Origin of the sequence: Streptomyces sp. NRRL F-2664 (assembly GCF_000719345.1) — a bacterium.
Classification (GTDB): domain Bacteria; phylum Actinomycetota; class Actinomycetes; order Streptomycetales; family Streptomycetaceae; genus Streptomyces.
The window spans coordinates 45,653-67,552 of the sequence record NZ_JOFX01000002.1 but is presented as its reverse complement, the minus strand read 5'-3'; the positions used below and the strand labels follow the sequence as shown (position 1 = coordinate 67,552).

Genomic DNA, 21,900 nt, shown 5'->3' with positions numbered 1-21,900 from the left:
TGGGGCGGGCGGCCGGGGCGGGGCCGGGGCGGGTCAGCCCAGACGGACGTCGTCGACGGTCCAGAACCAGTTGTTGTCGCCGCTGTAGCGGAAGCGGACCTGGACGTCGGTGGCGCCGGCCGGGACCTGGAGGTTCAGGGACTCCGCCTTGGCCAGGGCGTCGGCGGTGTAGGTCTTCACCACCGCCGGGGCGGCGCCGTTGTAGGAGACGAGGACCTGGGCGGTCTGGCCGGCCTCGTGGCGGTAGTGCGTACGGAAGGCGAGGGTGCGGGTACTGCCGCCCGTGACCGGCCACTTGGGGGTGACGAGGGTGGAGTCGAAGGTGCCGGTGTGGGCCTTGTCGTCCCACTCGTCGGAGTCGGCGACGGCGAAGACGTCACGGGAGCGCACGTTCAGCTCGCGCCACTGGTCGCGCTGCGACTGGGTCCAGAACTCGTCGGTCGCGAAGGCCCACCCGGCCCATTCGGTGACGCCACCCGTGCCCATCCGGGAGTTGTCGACGGACCAGCCGGCCGGCGGGGTGTGCGTGAAGCCCTTCACATCGGCCGGGATGCCCGTCTCGTCCACGCGGCCCCGCAGGGCGGGGCGTACGGTGTCGAACGGGTCGGCGTCCGGGGCGCCGAGCGGGACTCCGTCGAGGCCGGCGGTGCTGACGCCGACCTGGGCGAGGACGGTCGCGGCCACGTCGGACAGCTTGACGTCGTCGCGGACCGAACCGGCCGGGATTCCAGCGCCCTTGGCGATCACGAAGGTGCTCCGCTCGGCGAGGGTCGAGCCCCCGTGGCCGCCGGAGGGGACGTGGCCGTGGTCGGTGGTGACCAGGATCTTCCAGTTCTCCTGGCCGTACGTCGGGCGGTTCCGCACCGCGGTGAGGAGCTGCCCGACCAGGGCGTCGACCCGGCCGACGGCGTCGAGGTACTGCTGACTGGCGGCACCGTGGGAGTGCCCGGCGGCGTCGATCTCGCCGAGGTAGACGAAGGCGGCATCCGGGTTCCGGTCGCGCAGTTCGGCTGCGGCCGCGGCGGCGATCTTCGGGTCCTCGTTGCGGTAGCCGTCGCGGTCGCCCTTGAGGGAGAGGCGCTTGTCGACCTTGGCGGAGAAGATCGGTCCGTTCTGGTCGGTGGAGGTGATGGGCTCCCAGTCGGCGGCCGCGTAGGTGTTGAGCGTCGGCCGGGCGTTCTCGATCCGGGTGAGGAAGTCGGGGTGGGCGGCGTAGTTCTTGCCAATGAAGGAGTTGTCCTTCACCCCGTGCCGGTCGGGCCAGACCCCGGTCGCGACGGTGGACCAGCCGGGGCCCGAGGAGGTGGCGGCCATCGGGCTCGCGTACAGGGTGCTGCGGGCGGTCAGCCCCTGGGCCATCAGGCCCTTCAGGTGGGGGGCGTCGGCGGCTCGGACGCGGTCGAGGACCGCACCGTCGACACCGATGACGAGGACCTTGCCGGTGAGGGCGGCGGCGGTCGCGAGGTGGGTGCCGAGGGCGGTGGCGAGCAGGGCGGTGGCGGTGGCGGCCACGGCGAGGGTGCGTCCGACGGGGGTGCGTCCGACGGGAACGGCTGGGGACACGAACTCCTCCGGGAGTGGTCGTGGAAGGCGCTGGGGACATGCGCCGGGCCCGGACCGAGGGTGCGGTCCTCGGTCCAGACCCGTTATGCAGGGAAGACTCTGCCGGTCCCGGGTGACCGGGAAGCGACCGGTCAGCTTCCGGTGGCCGACTTCCACGCGTCGACGTACGCGGTGAAGTTCTTGTCGATGTCGGCCCAGTCCGGCTCGAAGACCTCCACTCCGCTCATGAGCCTGGTGAGTTCGACGGCGTTGGCGTCGGTGGGCTTGACGTCCGTACGGGCCGGGAAGCCGCCGCCCACCTCACTGACCAGCCTCTGCGCCTCTTCGCCGAGCAGGTGGTCGAGGAGCTTCCTGCCGTTCTCGGCGTGCGGGGCCTTGTCGACCAGGCCCGCCGCGTAGGGCAGGGCGAAGGTGGTGGGCCTGCCGCCTTGTCTCGCGGGGAACCAGATGCCCAGGTTCGGCATGGACTTGGACTGCGCGAAGTTCATCTGGACGTCGCCGTTGGCGACGAGCAGCTCGCCCTTGTCGGTCTTCGGCGCGAGCTTGCTGGTGGAGGAGGACGGGCCGACGTTGTTGGCCTGGAGCTTCTTCAGGTAGTCCATCGCCGGCTCCTTGCCGCCGAAGTCGTGCATGGCCTTGATGAGGACGGCGGTGCCGTCGCCCGCGACACCGGGGGTGGAGTACTGGAGCCTGCCCTTGTAGCGGGCGTCCAGGAGCTCCTCCCAGGTCCTGGGGGCCTCGGGAAGCTCCTTCTTGTTGTGGACGAAGCCGAAGTAGTTGTTGACGACCGAGGTCCACTTCCCCTCGGTGGACTTGTCCGCGCCGTTGACCTGGTCGGCGCCCCGGGGGACATAGGACTGGAGCAGCCCCTTGCCGTCGGCCTGCTGGATGAAGGGCGGCAGGGTGATCAGTACGTCCGCCTGGGTGTTGGTCCTCTCGCGGACGGCGCGCTGCACCATCTCGCCGGAGCCGCCTTCGACGTACTTGACCTCGATGCCGGTCTTCCTGGTGAAGTCGGCGAAGACCCGGTCGTACCAGCCGTCGCCCTTCTCGCCCTTGAGGCCGTCCGCGCTGTAGACGGTGACGACCTTCTCGGCGGCCCTGGAGTCCGCCGCGGAGGAGCCGCCGCAGGCGGTCAGGGAGACGGTGAGGGCGAGGCTGCCGGTGACGGCGCCGGCGGTGCGCAGGACGAGCGTTCTGGGCATGGAACTTCCTTACGGGGAAGGGGGGTCGGCGGGTATCAGCGGTACGAGGCCCTGGTGCGGACGCGGGAGACGGCCAGCAGCACCAGCAGGGTGGCGGCCATCAGGACCACGGCGACGGCGGAGCCGCTGAAGAGCGAACCGCGGTCGGTGGCGGTGAAGACGCGGACCGGCAGGGGCATCCAGTCCGGCGGGTAGAGCATCATCGTGGCGCTCAGCTCGCCCATGGACAGGGCGAAGCAGAGGCCGGCCGCGGCCGTGAGGGACGGCAGCAGCAGGGGCAGCCGGACCCGCCACAGGACGTACGCGGGGCGGGCGCCCAGGGAGGCGGCCGCCTGCTCGTAGGCGGGGTCGAGGCGGACGATCGCCGCCGAGACCGACTGGTGGGCGAACGCGGTGACGAGGACGGTGTGTGCGAGGACGACGATGGAGCCGGTGCCGTTGAGCAGGACGGGCGGGCGGCTGAACGCGACGAGCACGGCGAGGCCGACCACCACGGACGGCACGGCGACGGGCAGCACGAACAGCGCGTCGAGCAGGCGTCTGCCGCGTCGGCGCAGTGCGGCGCCGGCCAGCGCGGCCCAGGTGCCGAGGGTGAGCGCGAGGAGGCTCGCGGTGACGGCGGTGACCAGGCTGGTGGTGAGCGCCTGGAGGGATTCGCCGCGTACGGCGGCCGCGTAGTTCGCGGTGGTCGGGCCGGAGGGGAGGGCGCCGGACCAGTGGGTCGCGAAGGACGCCGCGACCACGACGAGCAGGGGAAGGGCGAAGAGGGGCAGGAAGAGGAGGCCGAAGAGGCACCATGCCGCCCAGCGGCCGGCCTTGCTATGCACCAGCACGTCTGCTCACCACCCGGTAGAGGCCGAACAGGCCGACGGAGATCGCGATGTTGACGACGGCGACCACGCAGGCGGCCGGATAGTCGGATTCGAGGATGGCCTTGCCGTAGATCAGCATCGGCAGGGTCGTGACGTCCTTGGCCCCGGTGAACAGGACGATCCCGAACTCGTTGAGGCACATGACGAGGACGAGGCTGCCGCCGGCGCCGAGGGCGGGGAGCGCCTCGGGCAGGATCACCTGCCGGACGATGCGGGCGGGGCGGGCGCCGAGGCCCGCGGCGACCTCCAGCTGGGCGGAGTCCAGTAGGGAGAAGGCGGCGAGGAGGGGGCGGATCACAAAGGGCGTGAAGTAGGTGATCTCCGCGAGCAGGACGCCCCAGGGGGTGGCCAGGAAGCGGAAGGGCCCTTCGGCGGCGCCGGTGAGCTCGGTGACGAGGCCGTTGGCCATACCGACGGTGCCGTAGACGAAGAGGAGGGCGAGGGTGATGAGGAAGGAGGGGAAGGAGAGGAAGACGTCGATGGACTTCGCGACGGCCCGGGCCCCGGGGAAGGGCACGAAGGCGATGATCAGTGCGAGCGTGAACCCGAGGAGCAGGCAGCCGGCGGTGGCGCCCACGGCCAGCAGGACGGTGGTCCCCAGGGCGTCGAGGAAGGCGGGCGACGCGAAGACCCGGGCGTAGGCGTCGAAGGGGCCGCCGCCACCGTCGGGGGTGAGGGACTGCTGCACGACGAGCGCGAGCGGATGGAGGAACAGCACCGCGAGCACGGCGACGGGCGGCAGCGCCCATACGCTGCGCGGCACCACCCATCCCTTCCACCCCCCGCCGACACCCACCACCCCCGGGCCGGAGCCCCGCCCTCCCAGCCCCGCCGGCGTTTGAGGCGCGGGGCCCGGGGCGGAGCCCCGATCATGCAGCCCCGCCGGCGCTTGAGGCGCGGGGCCCGGGGCGGAGCCCCGATCCTCCGGCGGGAGGGGCGGCAGGGCTCGCCGCGAGGCGTCAGGCACGGGCCACCCCCGCAGCGAGCAGAACCGCGTCCCGCGGCTCGAAGTGCAGCGTGACCCGGTCCCCCAGCGCGGGCGTCTCCCGCAGCTCGGGGAGGTCCGCCTTCACCCGGTGGCCGGCGACATCGACGTACAGGCGGTGCGTCGAGCCCCGCCACTGCACTTCGGCGATGGTGCCGCTCAGCGCGTTCGGGCCGGCGCCGAGGCCGAGCAGGTGCGGGCGTACGCACAGGGTCGCGGTGGAGCCCGGCGCCGCCCTCCCGCGGTCGAGCGCCAGCGTGCGGCCCTCGAAGACCGCGCCGCTCTCGGCCACCGTGACGGGCAGCAGGTTGGCGTTGCCGACGAAGGACGCGGTGAACTCGGTGCGCGGAGCCCGGTACAGCTCCTGCGGAGTGCCGCAGTCCTGGAGTCGGGCCCGGTCCATGACGGCGATCCGGTCGGCGAGCGTGAGCGCCTCCACCTGGTCGTGGGTGACGTACAGGATGGACACGTCGGGCAGTTCGCGGTGCAGCCGGGCCAGTTCGGCGAGCATCCCGGAGCGCAGCTGCGCGTCGAGGGCGGAGAGCGGCTCGTCCAGCAGGAGCACACCGGGGCGGATGGCGAGGGCGCGGGCGATGGCGACGCGCTGCTGCTGGCCGCCGGACAGCTCGCGCGGGTAGCGCCGGGCGTAGGCGGCCATGCCCGTCAGCTCCAGGGCCTCGATCACCCGGCCGGGTATGCCGGCCTTCGGTGCCTTCTGGGCCTTGAGGCCGAAGGCGACGTTGTCCTCGACCCGCATGTGCGGGAAGAGCGCGTACTGCTGCACGACCATGCCGATGCCGCGCTTGTGCGGCGGGAGCGCGGTGACGTCCCGGCCGCCGATGAGGACCCGGCCCGCGACGGGCCGTACGAAGCCGGCGACGGCGCGCAGGGCGGTGGTCTTGCCCGAGCCGGAGGGGCCGAGGAGTGCCATCACCTCGCCCGGTTCGACGGTGAGGTCCAGGCGGTCCAGGACGGTGCTGCCGTCGTAGGCCACGCTGACCCCGTCGAAGCGGATGCCGCTCACGCCGACTCCAGGAGGAGGTCGGGGAGCGCGGCGACGGAGTCCAGGACGTGGGTCGCGCCGTTGCGGACCAGTGTCGCGCGGTCGTGCGCGCCGGTGAGGACGCCCGCCACGGTCCCGGCGCCGGCGCGCTGCCCGCTGAGCATGTCGTAGGCGGTGTCGCCGACCACGACGACGTCGCGGACGTCGGCCACGGCGCCGGTGCGCAGGAACGCGGTCAGCACCATGTCGGGGCAGGGCCGGCCGCGGCCGCCCGCGTCGGCGGGGCAGAGGGTCAGGTCGGCCAGGCCCTGCCAGCCGAGGGCGTCGAGGACGGCGTCCTGGGTGACGCGGGCGAAGCCGGTGGTCAGGGCGACCGTCCGGCCCTCGGCGCGAAGCTTCTCGATCGCGGCGCGGGCGCCGGGGACCGCGGTGACGAGCCCTGCGTCGACAAGTTCTCCGTACGCCTCCTCGAAGGCCGCGTTGGCGCGCCGGGCGAGCTCCTCCGTACCGAAGAGGTGGCGGAAGACGGAGATCTTGGACTCGCCCATGGTGTCGAGCACGTACTGGAGCTTCTCGGCGTGGTCGGGGCTTCCGGGCGCTACGCCGAGGTGCTCGGCGGCCCGTTCGAAGGCGCGCTCGACGAGGCCGCCGTCGGCGACGGTGGTGCCGGCCATGTCGAGGACGACCAGCTGGCCGGTGCCGGTGGGGGTGGGGGTCCCGGTGGACCCGGGGCCGTGGGTGGTGTCGGGGGTGTTGGTGGTGTCGGTCATCAGACTTACCAGCCCAGTTCGTTCGCGGTGGTCTCGGCGATGGCGGGCGCGCACGTCATGCCGCGCCCACCGGGCCCGGTCACCAGCCAGACGCCGTCGGCGACCTGCTGGCGGTGGACGACGCGGGAGGTGTCGGTGCACTGCGCGTACACGCCCGCCCAGCGGTGCCTGATCTTCGGCAGGGGGCGGCCCAGGAAGGACTCGACCACCTCGGTGAGGTGCTCGTAGGGATCTTCGAGCGTGTCGAAGGCGAAGGGGTGCTCGTACGCGTGGGTGTCACCGATGGTCAATGCGCCGTCGTGGCGCTGGACCATCAGCAGTTGCATCCTGTGCGCGGCGGCGGTGGCCGCCTGCGCCTGTGCGGCGTTCAGTTCGTCGAGTGCGGCGGACCGGTAGGCGGGGTAGTAGCGGAAGCTGTCGGCGTCCGCGACGGAGGTGGTGAGCGCCTCGCCGAGCGGGGCGGTCTGCATCATCTGCAGGCGGACCCGGCGCACGGGCAGGTCGGGGGCCAGTTCGCGGACCAGCCCGGAGAGCCAGGCTCCGGTGGCGAGGACCACCGCGTCGCCCCGGTGGACGTCGCCGTGGTCGTCGCGGACGGCGCCGGGGCCGGTGACCTCGCGGACCTCGCGGCCGGGGAGGAAGGTGTAGCGGCCGGCCGCCCGGGTGGTCAGGGCCTGGCGCAGGTGCAGTTGGGCGGTGCGCGGTTCGACGGCCGCGTCGCGCTCGCACCACAGGGCGGCCTCGAAGGCGCCGCGCAGTGCCGGGTTGACCGTACGGGCCTGCTGGGCATCGAGCAGCTCGAAGCCGCGGGCCGCGGCGTCCGGGCGGGCGAGGGCCGCCTCGGCGACGGCGTACTCGCGGGCGGTGCGGACCGGTGTCAGGGAGCCGATCGCCCGGAAGCCCACGCCGGGCACCTCGGCGCCGATGCGCTCCCACAGCTCGCGGGCCCGCAGGGCTGTGTCGAGCTCCTCTCCCCCGGCCCGTCCGCTGACCCAGATCTGGCCGAAATTGCGCAGTGACGCGCCGCGGGCCTCGGCCTCCCGCTCGATCTGGACGACCTGGTGGCCGCGTTCGACTGCTTGCCAGGCGTGCATGGTGCCGACCACGCCGCCTCCGACGACTATGACTCTCACGCCGCCAACGGTGGGCGCGGACCGTGGCTCCGAAGGATCGGCGCGGCGACTCGTCGGTGAACAGCCCCCGACGTTTGGACCAGACCCGTTACCTTTCCGTGACTGCAATGCGCACCTTTTCGGTCGTTCCGGGTGGTTTGCTGCTGGACTACTCGGCCGCGAGACGGGCCGTGAAACTGAACCGGTCGCCACGGTAGAGCGAACGCACCCGTTCCAGCGGCCGACCGTCCTGGTCCCGCGAGAAGCGGTGGATGAGCAGCATGGGCAGGGCCGGCGGCGTGCCGATCAGCAGGGCCTCACGGGGTGTGGCGAGCACGGTCTCCAGCTTCTCGTCGGCCTCCCCGAAGGAGATGCCGAGGCTGTCGCGCAGGTAGCCGTAGAAGGAGGAGTCCGGCGTGAAATCGATGTCCAGGCGGGGTGCCCGGGCCACCCGGACGTACGTGCTCTCCAGGCCGACGCGCTCGTCGTCCGCGAGCAGGACCCGTTCCAGGTGCCAGACGGGCTCGCCCGGCTCGGCCCCGATGCCGGGGGCGAGGTCGGGCGGGCAGGGGAACTGCTCCAGTCCGATCAGCTGCCGGCCGGGGCGGCGGCCCTGGCGGCGTACGCCCTCGGTGTAGCTGGCGAGGGAGAGCGGCTGCTCCAGCTTGGGGCCGGCGACGACGGTCCCGCGGCCGGAGCGGCGCAGGCGGCCCTCCAGGAGCAGTTCGCGCAGGGCCTGCCGGACGGTCTCGCGGGACACCTCGTACCGCTCGGCCAGATCCCGTTCGGTGGGCAGCGTCCCGCCCTCGCCGAGGTCGTCGAGGAGTTCGGCGACCCGCGCCCTGACGGCGTAGTACTTGGGAATGCGGCCGTGCTCGGGGATGCCGGAGCGCACGGGGGAGCCGGGGCGGTGGTCCTGGAGGTTCTTGTCCACGACGCGACTCTATGCCGGGCGGCCGAACCCCCGTACGGGACTCCGGGCGCGGGCGGTGTCAGGAGGCTCGTCCGCCGGTACGGGTGGCAGCGGCGGGGGTGGAGGTGCGGGCACGGCCGCCGGTGCGCAGCCGGCGGGCGCCCAGCAGCAGACCGCCCCCGGCGAGGAGGGCGGCCGCGGCACCGGCACCGTACGTCCACTCGCGGGGACCGGTGTGGGCGAGGGAGCCGCCCTCGAAGGAATCGTCGGACTCCTCGACGGAGAACCGGTAACCGCCGGCCTCCCCGATCCAGTCCCCGTCGTCGCCCTTGCGCTGGACGAGGGCGGCGTCGGCGACGACCTCACCCGTGGGCGCGTCGGGGGCGAAGGCGAGACTCACCTTGACGGTGCGGGTGCCCCCGGGGCCGACGGTGAAGCCGGGAAAGGCCTCCCCGCCGTCGAAGACGGCGATGATCTCGTCCCGGTCGCTGCGCTCCAGTCCGGCGGGCAGGATGCCGGCCGGGGCCTCGAACTCCATCCGCAGGTGGGCGGGGCGCAGGGCACGGGCCTTGTCGGTGAGGACGACGACGGGATGGATGGCCGTGCACTCGGAGTCCGTGGTGTTGGTCAGGTCCAGGAACCAGGTCTGCGGCTCACCACCGGTGCGGTACACGGACGGGCCACCGCGGATACGTGCGCCGATGGGGAAGGCGGAACTCTTGCCGTCTCCGCACGTGGCCTGCACGCGGGAGGGGAAAGCGGGCGCGGGGCGGGCACCCCCGCCGGTGCCGATGTCCGCGCCGGCGGGGGACACGGCGGTGGCGGCTAGGGCGGCGGCGAAGAAGACGGTGAGGGCAAGGGCTTTGCGGCGCAGTCGCATGGAAGGCCTTCACTGCTCGCCGGACAGGACGATGATCGGACGAAGTGACAATCACCCCGGCCTGCCTGCACCCTCCCACGCCCCCAGCAGACCCTCTGCACACCACGCCTGGACCGTCCCGGTTTACGCCCATACGGTCCAGACGTCAACCCTGGCACTGATCCAGCCCCACTCCAGCCCCGCCACACCTCCAACCCAGCCGCGCACACCCCGGCCCCGCCCCGCACCACTCCAGCCCGGCCGCGCACCACTCCAGCCCCGCCCCGCACCACTCCAGCCCCGCCGGCGTTTGAGGCGCGGGGTGCGGGGCGGAGCCCCGATCTCGCACCCGCCACGCACCCGGCCCCGCCGCACCATGCGCGCCCCGATCCAGCCTCGCCCCGCACCACTCCAGCCCGCCGGCGTTTGAGGCGCGGGGTTCGGGGGCTGTGCCCGTGGAAGCGGCGCGCAGGCCGGATTGTCCTGGGGTTACGGCTACCCCCGCCCGAACAACGGCGCCAGCGCCATCTCCGCCGCCCCCTCCGCCACCCCCGCCCCCGCCAGGGCGACCACCGGCCGGGCCGGATCCAGCGCGCGGGCCGCGAGAACGGCTCCTACCCCGGCCACGAACACGTCCGGCGCCGCCGCCACCACGCGCCCACCGAGCAGCACACGGTCCACATCCAGCAGCGCGACCAGGTTGGCCGCAGCCTCTCCCACGATCCGCGCCGCCTCCGGCAGATCGCCCCGGGCCACCGCCTCCAGGCACAACACCTCCACGCACCCGCGCGCCCCGCACCGGCACGGCGGGCCGTCCAGCAGCAGCACCTGGTGGCCGAACTCCCCCGCCGCCGACCGCGCACCCCGGTAGACCCCGCCGCCCAGCCACAGTCCCGCCCCGAGCCCGGTCCCGACATGCAGGTACACACAGGTCCACGGCCCACCGCCGTAGACGTCCCCGCCCGGCCCGGCCTGCGCATCCGCATACAGAACGGCGCCACGCCCCGCGCGGCCGCCCGCAACGACCCCCGCACCCCCCTCGGCACCCGGATACGGATCCGGATCCCGATCCACACCCGCATCCGCGTACACATCGGCACCGGCACCCGCATCCGCGTCCGCGTCCGACCACTGCGCCCGCAGCCACGCCCCCGCAGCCGCCGCCGCACCGGCATTGGTGTCCTTGTCCAGGAGCACCGGCAGGCCGAGCCGCCCCTCCAGCACCCCCCGCAACGGGAAGCCCTTCCAGCTCGGGAAGCCCGTCACCCGCCCCATCACCCCGGCCCGGTGGTCCAGCGGCCCCGGCGCGGCCACCCCGACACCCAGCAGCGGCGGCCCGGACGGATCGCCGACCCGCGCGACGGCCCGTACGACCGCCTCCACCGCCATCTCCGGTCCGGCCGCGAAGTCCAGCGGGCCGCCGCCTTCGGCGACGACGCGGCCCGCCAGGTCCACCCGTACCGCCCTGAGCTCGTCGCGGTCCAGGTGCACGCCGACGGCGTACCGTACGTCGGGCACCAGCCGCAGCAGGGTGCGCGGCTTGCCGCCGGTGGACGCCGCCCGCCCGGCCTCCGCCACCAGGCCGTCCGCGCCGAGCCGCGCCGTGATCTTGCTGACGGCCTGGGGGGTGAGGCCCGTGCGGGCGGCGAGCTCCGTACGGCCCAGACCCGCCGGTCCGGCGCCGCGCAGCAGGTCCAGGACCAGGGCGTCGTTGTGGCCGCGCAGCGCGGGCAGGTTCACCCCGCCGCGCCGACCGTGCGCATCCCCGTGACCGGTGTGGCCGTTGTGGTTCCCGCTAGCCCTGTTCACAGGCCCATTGTCCACCTTCCTTGCACTTCGGCAACGCTGTTGCCAAAGTGGGCACCATGAGCACCCCCGCCCCCACCGCACCATCCGCACCGCTCCGCGTCGGCGTCATCGGCTACGGACTCGCCGGTTCCGTCTTCCACGCCCCCCTCGTGGCCGCCACGGAGGGCCTCGTCCTCGACACGGTCGTCACCTCCGACCCGGCCCGGCAGGCCCAGGCCCGCGCGGAGTTCCCCGACGTCCACACCGCCCCCACCGCCGAGGAGCTGTGGCAGCGCGACCTCGACCTCGTCGTGGTCGCCTCGCCCAACAAGACCCACGTCCCGCTCGCCACCACCGCCCTGGAAGCCGGCGTCCCGGTGGTCGTGGACAAGCCGCTCGCCGCGACCGCCGCCGAGGCCCGGGCGCTCGCAGACCTCGCGGAGCGGAGCGGAACCTTCCTGTCCGTCTTCCAGAACCGCCGCTGGGACAACGACTTCCTCACCCTGCGCCGTCTCCTCGCCGGCGACGAACTCGGCGAGATCCAGCGCTTCGAGTCCCGCTTCGAGCGCTGGCGCCCGCAGCTGAAGGGCGGCTGGCGCGAGTCGGGTGCCCCGGAGGAGATCGGCGGCCTGCTCTACGACCTCGGCAGCCACGTCGTCGACCAGGCCCTCGTCCTGTTCGGCCCTGCCGTACGGGTCTACGCGGAGACCGACACGCGGCGCCCGGGCGCCGAGACGGACGACGACACCTTCATCGCCCTCACCCACGCGAACGGCGTCCGCTCCCACCTCTACGTGAGCGCGACCGCGGCCCAGCTCGGGCCGCGCTTCCGCGTGCTCGGCTCCCGGGCCGGTTACGTGAAGTACGGCCTGGACCCCCAGGAGGGCGCCCTGCGGGAGGGGCTGCGGCCGGACGGGCGGCTGCCCTGGGGCGAGGAACCCCCGCACCTGTGGGGGCGGGTGGGTTCGGGCGAGTCCCCGCTGACCGGCGGCGGCGCCCCGGTACCGACCGAGCAGGGCGACTACCCGGCGTACTACGCGGCGGTGGAGGCGGCCCTGCGCACGGGCGGGCCGGCCCCGGTCACGGCGCTGGAGGCCGCGCACTGCCTGGACGTACTGGAGGCGGCCCGCATGTCCTCCCAGGAGGGCGTGGCGGTCGAGCTCACCGTGAGCCCGGAGCACGGGATCGCGTGACGCGCGGGGCATCCCCACCCTTACCCGCCGCGGCATCCGCACCCGCAGGGGCGCGGACACGCGGAACGGGCGGGACCGCCGCGAGGGCCGTCCCGCCCGTCCTCGCTAGGCGCTCTTGAACTCCTGGCGCTGGCGGCCGAGCCCCTCGATCTCCAGCTCCACGACGTCGCCGGCGCGCAGGTACGGCTTCGGCTCGGGCCGGCCCATGGCCACACCGGCCGGCGTGCCGGTGACGATGACGTCGCCCGGGTACAGGGTCATGAACCGGCTCAGGTACCGGACGACCTCGCCGACCGGGAAGATCTGGTCGGACGTGTTCCCGTGCTGCTGCAGCTCCCCGTTGACCCACAGTTTCACGTCCAGGTCCTGCGGGTTTGGGATCTCATCGGCCGTGACCAGCCACGGGCCGAGCGGGGTGAAGGTCTCGCAGTTCTTGCCCTTGTCCCAGGTGCCGCCGCGCTCGATCTGGAACTCGCGCTCGGAGACGTCGTTGACCAGCACGTAGCCGGCGACGTGGGCCAGGCCCTGCTCGGCGGAGTCGAGGTAGCGGGCGGTGCTGCCGATGACGACGCCGAGCTCGGCCTCCCAGTCGGTCTTCACGCTGCCGCGCGGGATCAGGACGGTGTCGTCGGGGCCGGCCACGGTGTCCGCGGCCTTCAGGAAGAGGATCGGCTCGGCCGGCGGCTCCGCGCCGATCTCCGCCGCGTGCCCGAAGTAGTTCAGGCCGATGCCCACGATCTTGCCGATGCGACCGACCGGTGCGCCGATCCGCAGCCCTTCGGCGTCGAGGGCCGCAAGCCCGCCCGACTCCGCCGCGTCCCGCACCCGGGACAGCACGGACTCGTCGGCCAGCAGGGCGCCGTCCACATCCGTGATCACGCCGGACAGGTCCCGCAGGGTCCCGTCCTGGTCGAGCAGCGCGGGGCGCTCCGATCCGACCGGTCCGACACGCAGCAGCTTCATGGGCATTCTCCCGTGGTCGTGGGTGGTCGGCCCATGGGCATGCCCCGGGCCGGACGATGGGTTGCGGCCATCGGAGGATTGGTCGATCCTCCAAGATGCCCGACCAATCCGCAAGACCCTGTTCACAGACTGGAACGCGCGGCTCCGCCGGCCCGCCGCTGGTCGGAGGCCCGCCCGGCGGCACGCCCCCTGCGGTACTCCAGCCAGGCCCGCTCCGCCACCGACCAGGCGGTGGCGGTCAGCAGGTAGAGTCCGGCGGCCAGCGGCACCACGGCGGCGGTGATCAGCGTCCCGAAGGACAGCAGGGGCAGTACGCCGCCCAGCCTGCGCACGGCCTCCTGCTGCTCGGCGCTCAGTTCGGGCAGCGCCGGACCGCCGGCGGGCCTGCGCCGCGCAACGGCGCCCCCGGCGGTCGCCGTGGTCACGGCGGCCTGCGCCGCGGCCGCGGACGCCGTCCGGCGTCCGCGCACGGCACTCCACGCGGCCACCGCCGCGATCGCCCCGAACAGCGCGAGGAACACCAGCCCCTGCGCCCCGAACGGGCCGCCCTCCCCGAGCGCCTCGGTCCACCGGGAACCCAGGGGCGCCGCGAAGAGCCGGTGCTCCAGCAGCTCACCGCCCGACGAGAACGCCTGGTACATGAGGAAGAACACGGGCAGCTGGAGCAGCAGGGGCAGGCAGCCCGCCGCCGGGGTCGCCCCGCGGAAGGCGGCCCGGCTCAGCGGGTGCAGGGCGAGCCGTACGAGCACGGTGAACAGCACGATCGCGGCAGCGGTCGCGGACTCGGCCAGTACCGGTTCCAAGAACCGGCCCAGCTCGGCAACAAGGTGGCTGAAAACGGACACGCGGGCCCTCCGGAGGGTCTCGTCGAACGTCGAAAGAGGTGCATTTCGGCGTGACGACCCACGAGGGGCGGCAACAGTGGTCAGTCGGCGAAGGCAAGGCGTACTGCGCGCCCCTACGCGGCCGTCGGGACGAGACGGCCGGGCGCCCTGGGCCGCGACCGGCCCGAGGCATCGGGATCACGCTGCGGCAGGAACGCCGTGCGCTGCTCGCGATCACGGATCGCGGTGCGTATGCGGTGCGGCGGTACGGGCCGTACGAGCCGCGCGGCGGCGGCCATCGCTTCGGCGCCGACCGCGACGGCGGCGACCGTCGCGGCGAGGGCCACGGCCACGGCACCCAGCCCGGCCTCACCGGCGAACAGGCCGAAGGCACCCCCGACCAGCACCAGCAGCGGGAGGAACACGGAGAGGGCCCGGGCGATCCGGGCGGACGGCATGCCGTCGCGTCGCGACCCGACCACAGGACCCCCTCCCCTCGAAACCTGTTCGTCTCGGACCTGTTCGTCCTCGACACCCGTTCCCGATCGAGGGTAACCGGGCGCACCGACAAGGGACCTGGGCGGCAGTCAGGACCTGAGGGTGCCCCAGACCACCAGCCGGTACTTCGAGCTGTACTCGGGCGTGCAGGTGGTCAGCGTGATGTACGCGCCCGGCTCGCCGTACCCGTACCCCGGCTTCACCACGCTCCGCGGCACGGGCGCGATCACCCCGGTGTCCCGCTCCGTCGTCTCGCTCAGGGTCTGCCCCACCACGTACGTGTACCGGCGCCCCGGCAGGTCGACGATCAGCTCGTCGCCGGCCCGCAGCCGGTTGATGTACCGGAACGGCTCGCCGTGGGTGTTGCGGTGCCCGGCCAGTGCGAAGTTCCCCAGCGCCCCCGGCGCGGCGGTCCCCGGATACTGCCCGGCATAACCCTTGTCGAGGACGGTCCGCCTGTCGATGCCCTGCGCGACGGGCACGACCAGGCCGAGCCGCGGAATGCGCAGGACGGCGTACGCCCGCTCCCGCCCGGCCCACGGCGACCCGGCGGGAGCGGGCCGGGAGGGAGGGGACGGGGAGGCAGCCGGATCGGCGGACGGAGCCGCCCCGGCCGCGGGGGCGGCGTCGGTCGGCCACGAAGGCGCGGGCGGTGCGGGAGCGGGGGGCTCCTCCTCCCAGGCCCGCTCCAGGGCCCGGACCTGCTCGCGCGCCGCGGCGGCGGCCTGCCGGTTGGTCCACCACACCTGGTGCACCACCAGTAACAACACCACCACGCCCACGGTGACGGCCAGCTCCGCGGCCGCCCACAGGGCCCCCACCGGACCGGGGCGCGCCCGCCGGCCCCGCCCCTGAACCACCACCGGTATCCGATCCCGCACGCGCGGCACCTTAAGACCTCCCCCGTCAACTGACCAGCAGCAGTACGGTGTGAACCATGCGCCCCGACACGCCTGCCGAGCACATCGCCGAAGCCGAGCGCCTCATCCGCACGGCGACCCGCTACCCCGAGGACCAGGAGCCCTTGCTCCTCCAGGCCGCGGCCCACCTCGAACTGGCCGACGAACGGGACCGGGCGAGCGCCCTCTACGACCGCCTCCTCTCCTCCTCCCCCGCCGACCCCCACCTGATCAAGGCCCTCCAGGCGGCGAACCTGTGGGAGTACGGCCACGAGCCCGAGGCCCGCGCCCTGATCTCCGGCATCCGCGCCGCCTCCCCCAAGGACCCGGCCCCGTGGGAGGTCATCGCGGAAGCCCTGGAGGCGCACGACGAGTTGGAGGCCGCCGAGGACTGCTTCACCCAGGCCGCGACGCTCCTCATCGCGGACTCGACCCCGCTGACCCGGGCCACCACCGCCCTCCTGACGGGCCGCCACCGGGTACGCCGCCTCCTCGGGCGCCCTCACGACGACTGGGACATGGTCGCCGACACCCGCCACATCGGCCCCATCCCGCTCGACGAGCTCCACGACCCCAAGCGCATCTGGGCCCTGGGCTCCGACGACCCCGCCGAGCTGCGTGCCGAGATCGCCCGGCTGCGCGCCGAGCTGGGCGACCGCCGCGCGGCCCTCTCCCGCCCGTTCCCGGTGGCGATCCTGCACTGGCCGCAGCGCGAACTGTCCGAGCTGCTGACCAGCTACCCGACGCTCGGATCGGAGTACGCCTCGCACGAGGCCCATTTGCGCGACATCGAGACGTCCCTGCGCGCCCTCGCCGCCTCGGGCACCACCAATCTCGGGATCGTCACCGCGAGCGTCCCCTCGTACGAGGCCTTCGCCGCCTCCGAGAAGACCTCCCCGGCCTCCCCGAGCCTCCTGGCCGAATACGCCACGACCCTCGCGGCCCGCGGCAAAGCCACCCCTTGGCCCCCGACCCCCACCGCCCCCTGCTGGTGCACCTCGGGCAAGCCGTACGCGGAGTGCCACGGGGAACCCGCCCCCTGATCAAGCGACAGCCAACCGTCAGACCGCCGGCCCTTGGTTACCGCCCTTCTGCCCCTACCGACGCTGGTAGAGGCCACAGCCGGGGCCGGCCTACGCCCATCCGCCGCGCAGAGACGCACCGGCGGCCGCCGCCGCCAGGATGCCATCGGCAAGGTCGGCCATATGGCGCCCCTTCAGCTCGACTGCGACCTCGATCACTGTCCCTGCCGATCGCTCGCGGGCAATCATCTGGGTGAGGGATTGCCTGAGTTGCGTGTGCAACCCGGCGTGAAGGAACTCCAGGACGGCCACGGCCTCCTCAGGAGTCAGGAACCTGACGGCCTCCCCCAACGCCGTCACAGCTTCCTCCCGCCGGCCGCTGGAGTAGAGGTCTGACGCTGTAGCGGCGAAGCTCCGAGCTGCGTCGACATCGGATGGTTCGCGGCGCCGGTCCCCCACAGAAGGGGGGACCGGCGGGTGCGCCGCTCGCCGCCGCACGGCCTTTGAGAGTTTCCGCAGGCCGGCTACTTCCTGCGCCAGACGGGCCAGCGACTGCGCCCTCGCCTCATCCGCCCTGCGCAGCTCGGCAAGCTCGTCGTCCAGGTCAGCGCAGTTCTTGCACCAGACGACGCGCTCGTATGCCTCCGCAGCAGCAGCCCAGGCGATTCCGGCTGGCCTGGCCGACCCGCTGCGCTCTACCGCCAGACGGTGAAGGGCGCGCACGAACGCCAGATCTGGGCGTCTGTCACCCTTGAGGTACCGGGTCATGCTGCTCTCACTCACTTCAAAGCCGCGCTCGGCCAGCATCTGGGCTACATAGCGCTGAGAAGCTGGCGGTCCGGCACTCCCCCGCCGTGCCGTCTCGGCCAGCGGCTTCAGATAGCGCGCCGCGTACCCACCGCGTCCCGCACTGCCGCTGGGCAACGCCCCCGGATCCCCCTGCCTCACTTCGCTCCACCCCTCAAGCATGCAGACCTCCTACTGCCGCCAGTCTCCTGCTCCGCGGAGGCGCCCAGACGGCCCGCGGCTCATGTCACAACTGCCGCCCTCCCGAACCATAACTTCTCAACTGAACCGGCATCAGCGGAATACGAGATCCCAGCACTTGCCAAATAAATGGCAAGGGTTCATTGCCATTTATTTGGCAATACCGAAGTGGCTGGACAAGCCGAGACGCCATGTGAAATAACGTTGGCAGCTTCCCGGATCCGGCACCGCAGACCCCGGGGAGCACAGGAGCTACCGGGCATCCGCATGCACCAAGCGACAATGACCGAGTCGTCAGCTGGCCACCCAGGACATCGTCCTGCCCCTCTCAACCAGTCGACCTCCGTCGGCTGAGGAACTCCGGCCGATTCAGCCCGTTCGTTCCACTTTCCACTTTTTTGGACGGAGTATGGAATGACTGACAGTACTGATAGCACTGCGCTGCCCTCTTGGCAGGATCTGAAGTTCGGGGCAAAGGTGCGAGCCGCGCTCTGGCTGGAGACACAGGTGGGCGTCGGCGGTGTCTTCACAAAGGCCGAACTGCGCCAGGCCTTCCCGGACGTTGCCCAGATCGACCGGCGTGTACGCGAACTCCGGGATCACAACTGGCAGATCGACACCCACCGGGAGGATCCAGCGCTCAAGCAGCAGGAGCAGAAGTACGTGTCCCGGGGAGCCGACATCTGGCTGCCCGGCCAGGCCACCGCTTCGAAGCAGAAGGCCAGCCTCACCTCTACTCAGCGGGCGAAGGTGTGGAGTGACGACAGCTTCCTGTGCCGCACCTGCGGAATCGGCGTGGGCGAGAAGTACCCGGATGGGACGTCTGGTACCTCGCAACTCGCCGTTGCCCGCCGCTGGGTGCTGCTGGCAGACGGAACCGGTGAAGAACAGCTCGTGACCGTCTGCGGCAGGTGCGTGGCCAGCAACACGAGCGAGGTGGACCTGGCCGGAGTGCTGGCCGAAGTCGCCCTCCTGAGCCCGCTCGAAAAGCACGCCCTGGTCTCGTATATCGACGCCGGCCAGCGTACGCGCGGAGCCCTCGAGAGGGTGTGGGGCGTCCTCCAGACGCTTCCGGGGGCGTCGCGGAACACCGTCCGGGCTGCTTTGGAGCGGGAGTAGCAGCCGAGTCGCACGAAGCAGCACGAATACCGCAAGAGACGACCGAAAAGAGGAGTGGACTGTGTTCCAGGAATTCGCGCCGCCGCCGCGCGCTGAGGAGTTCAGCGAGCTGATCCGCAAGCGGCTTGAGGATGTCAAGGCTGCCGGTGGAACCCGTGAGACCGTCAGTGTCGACTGGAACGGCAATACCATCCATGTGGAAGTAGTAGAGCTGCCTCTTGACAGCCTCTATTTCAACCCAGGAACACACCGCATCCGCGCGCAGCGGAGCCACAATCCGGCTCGGGACCGCCAGCTCGAAGCAGATCCGTACAGCGCGGACGGCCAGAGCTACCTCGCCGACCTCTTGAAAGCGGACCCGTCAGACCCGCGTGTCCGCGACACGGCCTTCGACAAGCTGAAGGAAAGCCTTCTCCAGTACGGACAGAACGAGCCCGGACTCGTCACCCACCACGGTGTGCTCGTCAACGGGAACACTCGCGCCGCGGCATTGCGGGAGGCTGGAAAGACTTCCATGCGGGTCGGCGTCCTCCCAGCATCCTTCACCTGGGCGGACATCAACGCCGTCGAGCTGTCCTTGCAGCTGCGAAAGGACCACCGTCGTGACTACTCCTACATTAACCGGCTGCTCGCCATGGAAGAGCAGGCGCAGCTGGGCCGAACCCCTGAGGACATCGCCCGGGAGTTCCGGATCCAGACGAAGACTTACCACCAGGAGCGGTGGATCCTCGCTGCGATCCGCGAGCTCATTGAGCGCAGCCGGACTGGTGCGGCTTCACTCAGCCTGATCGACTTTGAAATGGACCAGGAGAAGCTGAAAGAACTGGAGCGGCTCTACAAGAACCTCTCCGAAGTCGAGGCCGACGAGGCCGACGTCCTGAAGGAGTGGCGTCTGTGCGCCATCCTGCTCGGGTTCTCAAAGACGGATGTCCGTCACATCGATGAGGAATTCGCCAAAGCGGGATACTTGCCCCGTTCCCTTCCTCCGGAGCTGATGGAGGAACAGACGGCAGGAGAAGCCATCGCTATCCCTGGCCTCGGGCTTTCCGTCAAGGGCACTGCGTCCAAGGTCTCCGCTGCCAGGGCACTCAACGACCGCGTACTGCGGGCGAAGGCGGTTGCTGACAGCTCCGAGGTCCCGGAGGGGGAGAAGGCGGCTGCTCGCGAGACCGTCTCCGCGGCAAAGAACGCCTTCGACAGGGCCATTGACGACGCCGGCCGTGACGCCCGGGTCCGCAAGCGCAAGCAGCTGGCTCCTGCCCGCCTCGCGGACGCCTGCTCCGCAATCGACCAGTGCACGGTGGACCTCGTGCAGGCGCGTGCCGCCCGGAGCCTCGATGCGCAGGCCTTCGACGATGCCCTGGTCGTGCTGCGCGCCAGCCTTGCCAAGCTGTCCTCACAGGCGGAGAAGATCAGCGATGCCCCCGGCGATGGCGTCTCCTGGCTGATTGACGCGGTCTCTGGGGGCACGTCGTGACCGGCAGCAGCACCACTAGCGCCTCGCTGCGCCTGGAGTTCGACGAGTCGCGCACCAAGGTGGTCTTCAAAGCGTCCGCAGAGTATGCCGATGCCCTGGTCCAGCTGACCGCCCGGTTCCGTACCGCCGGCCAGCTGAGCCCCACCACTGCCGTTGCCGACGTTGACGACGTGCTGACCCGGGTGGACCAGCTGGCCCATTGGCCGGACCAGGCCGGCGTGGAGTGGGCCACGGACCTACAGCAGCTCGTCGTCGGCAGCATCCAAGATGCGGCCAGGGTCGAGCAGCGGCTGGCAGACCCTGAAGCAGCAGCTGCCGCAGAGATGGCTGCCGACGATGTGCCCCCCCTGCTGGGCGACGAGTGGCAGGCCGAGCTGGGGGAGTTCCAGAAACGGGACATCGCCAAGCTGCTGTCGCTGCAGCACGGCGCCAACTTCAGCGTGCCGGGGGCGGGCAAAACCCGCGCAGCACTTGGGGTGTACGCGGCGGAGAAGGCGCGCGGCAATGTCTCCCGCCTTCTTGTGGTCTGCCCCAAGTCGGCCTACGAATCGTGGAAATATGAAACCGCCGTTTGCTTCCGCCACCGTCTGCGGCCGCACGTGGTCGATGGAACGATGGACGACTACGCCGAAGTCCTCATCGTCAACTACGAGCGTCTCGACCGCGCGCTCCCGGTCCTGACAGCGTGGCTCCAATCCGAACCTGCCATGCTCATCCTTGACGAAGCCCACCGGATGAAACTCGGCGTCCGCGGGACCTATGGCGCCGCCTGCATGGCGCTGGGGCCGCTGGCCCGTCGCCGCCTCATCCTCACGGGCACGCCAGCGCCCAATGGCCGGAAGGACCTGGAAAACCTTCTCGGCTTCGTCTGGCCCGGCCACGGGCAGCGGGCAGTAGCACGCGCAGTGGCCGGAGGCGACCTGGCAGAGGCCAGTCGCACGCTCCGCCCGCTGTTCACCCGGACGACCAAGCTCGAACTCGGGCTTCCGCCGATGGAGCCCCGCGTCCGCTACGTCGACCTGCCCCCCCTACACACCGAGATTTACGAGGCCCTGGTCGGCAGCCAGAATCCACGTTCGGGTCAGGACGACTTGAGTGCACTGGGCAAAACAGCGCTGCGCCTCCTGATGGCAGCCACCAGCCCGGCCCTCCTATTGGACGGTGGCAGCCGATATGAACCCCTTGCCTACCAGCTGCCTCCCCTGGAGATCCCCCGGAGCCACTCGCTGTACACGCTTATGCGTGATCTACCCGACTATGAACTGTCACCGAAGTACCAAGAAACTGCAGCGATCATCGGAAAAAACGCCCAGGACGGGCGCAAGACACTCGTCTGGTCAACTTTCGTGCGCAGCCTGAGGACCCTGGAGCGCTTGCTTTCCGAATTCTCGCCCGCCATCGTCCACGGGGGGACGCCGGACCGGGATGACCAGATCCGGAGGTTCCGCGAGAGCAAGGACTGCCACGTGTTGGTCTCCAACCCGGCCACCCTGGGTGAAGGGATCAGCCTCCATCACGTCTGCCACGACGCGGTGTACGTGGACCGCGACTTCGTCGGGGGCAGGTACCTGCAGAGCCTGGACCGCATCCACCGCCTGGGGCTGGCGCCTGACGTTGAGACCCGCGTCACTGTCTTGGCGGCCCGCGGGACGATTGACGAGGTTGTGGAGGCCCGCCTTGACCAGAAGCTGGAGTTCATGGGCAAGATCCTTGACGACCCGACTGTGCAGCAGCTGGCCGACCTGCAGGAAGAGCCCTCGGTGGCGGCCGGGCTGGCTCCGGCAGATGTAGCCGCACTGCTCCGGCACCTCAGGCGGCGTTAGGGCCGGGCCGATCAGGTCGGCTCGG

General features: G+C 71.7%; 20 protein-coding genes. 5 read left to right on the top strand and 15 right to left on the bottom strand.

Going from position 1 to position 21,900, the window contains the following annotated elements:
* Positions 1–33: 33 nt before the first annotated feature.
* The 10 genes from IF89_RS0102575 to IF89_RS0102530 all read right to left on the bottom strand — a co-directional run bounded on the left by IF89_RS0102575 (position 34) and on the right by IF89_RS0102530 (position 11,091).
* On the bottom strand, positions 34–1,563 hold the full coding sequence (locus IF89_RS0102575; protein ID WP_030760418.1) for an alkaline phosphatase family protein: 1,530 nt from the start codon (positions 1,561–1,563) through the stop codon (positions 34–36).
* A 131-nt stretch (positions 1,564–1,694) separates the two neighbouring features.
* Complete coding sequence (locus IF89_RS0102570) at positions 1,695–2,768, bottom strand: 2-aminoethylphosphonate ABC transporter substrate-binding protein (protein ID WP_030760415.1); 1,074 nt, start codon at positions 2,766–2,768, stop codon at positions 1,695–1,697.
* Positions 2,769–2,803: 35 nt separating this feature from the next.
* Positions 2,804–3,601: an ABC transporter permease gene (locus tag IF89_RS0102565; RefSeq protein ID WP_030760413.1), complete on the bottom strand. Its 798-nt coding sequence runs from the start codon at positions 3,599–3,601 to the stop codon at positions 2,804–2,806.
* A complete protein-coding gene (locus IF89_RS0102560; protein WP_420706858.1) occupies positions 3,588–4,403 on the bottom strand; it encodes a 2-aminoethylphosphonate ABC transporter permease subunit in 816 nt (271 codons plus the stop codon). Before IF89_RS0102560 ends, IF89_RS0102565 begins: the two co-directional genes overlap by 14 nt.
* Before the next feature lie 196 nt (positions 4,404–4,599).
* Positions 4,600–5,649: an ABC transporter ATP-binding protein gene (locus IF89_RS0102555; RefSeq protein WP_030760407.1), complete on the bottom strand. Its 1,050-nt coding sequence runs from the start codon at positions 5,647–5,649 to the stop codon at positions 4,600–4,602.
* Positions 5,646–6,398 (bottom strand): phosphonatase-like hydrolase, encoded by a 753-nt coding sequence (locus IF89_RS0102550; RefSeq protein WP_078628051.1) that lies wholly within the window; start codon positions 6,396–6,398, stop codon positions 5,646–5,648. Before IF89_RS0102550 ends, IF89_RS0102555 begins: the two co-directional genes overlap by 4 nt.
* A 5-nt stretch (positions 6,399–6,403) precedes the next feature.
* Positions 6,404–7,531, bottom strand: a complete 1,128-nt coding sequence (locus tag IF89_RS0102545; RefSeq protein WP_030760395.1) for a TIGR03364 family FAD-dependent oxidoreductase — start codon at positions 7,529–7,531, stop codon at positions 6,404–6,406.
* Between the two features lie 148 nt (positions 7,532–7,679).
* The gene (locus tag IF89_RS0102540; RefSeq protein ID WP_030760391.1) at positions 7,680–8,444 is read right to left on the bottom strand and encodes a GntR family transcriptional regulator; all 765 of its coding nucleotides are present in this window, start codon (positions 8,442–8,444) and stop codon (positions 7,680–7,682) included.
* A gap of 58 nt (positions 8,445–8,502) precedes the next feature.
* Complete coding sequence (locus IF89_RS0102535; protein WP_051806732.1) at positions 8,503–9,303, bottom strand: hypothetical protein; 801 nt, start codon at positions 9,301–9,303, stop codon at positions 8,503–8,505.
* A 474-nt stretch (positions 9,304–9,777) separates the two neighbouring features.
* Complete coding sequence (locus IF89_RS0102530; RefSeq protein WP_420706857.1) at positions 9,778–11,091, bottom strand: ROK family protein; 1,314 nt, start codon at positions 11,089–11,091, stop codon at positions 9,778–9,780.
* A gap of 56 nt (positions 11,092–11,147) precedes the next feature.
* Between IF89_RS0102530 and IF89_RS0102525 the strand changes: the two genes are divergently transcribed.
* Positions 11,148–12,263, top strand: a complete 1,116-nt coding sequence (locus IF89_RS0102525; RefSeq protein ID WP_030760383.1) for a Gfo/Idh/MocA family oxidoreductase — start codon at positions 11,148–11,150, stop codon at positions 12,261–12,263.
* Between the two features lie 105 nt (positions 12,264–12,368).
* On the opposite strand, the gene IF89_RS0102520 is transcribed toward IF89_RS0102525, so the two are convergent.
* The 4 genes from IF89_RS0102520 to IF89_RS0102505 form a co-directional block, all read right to left on the bottom strand.
* On the bottom strand, positions 12,369–13,226 hold the full coding sequence (locus IF89_RS0102520) for a fumarylacetoacetate hydrolase family protein (protein WP_030760380.1): 858 nt from the start codon (positions 13,224–13,226) through the stop codon (positions 12,369–12,371).
* A gap of 122 nt (positions 13,227–13,348) precedes the next feature.
* On the bottom strand, positions 13,349–14,071 hold the full coding sequence (locus IF89_RS0102515; protein ID WP_051806731.1) for a YidC/Oxa1 family membrane protein insertase: 723 nt from the start codon (positions 14,069–14,071) through the stop codon (positions 13,349–13,351).
* Between the two features lie 113 nt (positions 14,072–14,184).
* Entirely contained in the window at positions 14,185–14,508 is a 324-nt protein-coding gene (locus tag IF89_RS0102510; RefSeq protein WP_030760374.1) for a DUF6412 domain-containing protein, read from the bottom strand.
* A 129-nt stretch (positions 14,509–14,637) separates the two neighbouring features.
* Positions 14,638–15,429, bottom strand: coding sequence for a class E sortase (locus IF89_RS0102505; RefSeq protein WP_051806730.1), 792 nt, complete (start codon positions 15,427–15,429; stop codon positions 14,638–14,640).
* Between the two features lie 56 nt (positions 15,430–15,485).
* On the opposite strand from IF89_RS0102505, the gene IF89_RS0102500 reads away from it, so the two are divergent.
* The gene (locus IF89_RS0102500; protein WP_030760369.1) at positions 15,486–16,490 is read left to right on the top strand and encodes an SEC-C domain-containing protein; all 1,005 of its coding nucleotides are present in this window, start codon (positions 15,486–15,488) and stop codon (positions 16,488–16,490) included.
* Positions 16,491–16,580: 90 nt separating this feature from the next.
* Here IF89_RS0102500 and IF89_RS0102495 read toward each other — a convergent pair whose 3' ends face one another.
* Entirely contained in the window at positions 16,581–17,276 is a 696-nt protein-coding gene (locus IF89_RS0102495; RefSeq protein ID WP_030760366.1) for a hypothetical protein, read from the bottom strand.
* Between the two features lie 594 nt (positions 17,277–17,870).
* Between IF89_RS0102495 and IF89_RS0102490 the strand changes: the two genes are divergently transcribed.
* The 3 genes from IF89_RS0102490 (at position 17,871) to IF89_RS0102480 (ending at position 21,875) form a co-directional block, all read left to right on the top strand.
* Positions 17,871–18,575, top strand: a complete 705-nt coding sequence (locus IF89_RS0102490) for a hypothetical protein (RefSeq protein ID WP_030760363.1) — start codon at positions 17,871–17,873, stop codon at positions 18,573–18,575.
* 61 nt (positions 18,576–18,636) lie between these two features.
* Positions 18,637–20,052 carry a ParB N-terminal domain-containing protein gene (locus IF89_RS0102485; RefSeq protein ID WP_030760360.1) on the top strand — a complete coding sequence of 472 codons (1,416 nt, stop codon included), beginning with the start codon at positions 18,637–18,639 and terminating at the stop codon, positions 20,050–20,052.
* Positions 20,049–21,875, top strand: coding sequence for a DEAD/DEAH box helicase (locus IF89_RS0102480; RefSeq protein ID WP_030760357.1), 1,827 nt, complete (start codon positions 20,049–20,051; stop codon positions 21,873–21,875). Before IF89_RS0102485 ends, IF89_RS0102480 begins: the two co-directional genes overlap by 4 nt.
* The last annotated feature ends 25 nt before the right edge of the window (positions 21,876–21,900 follow it).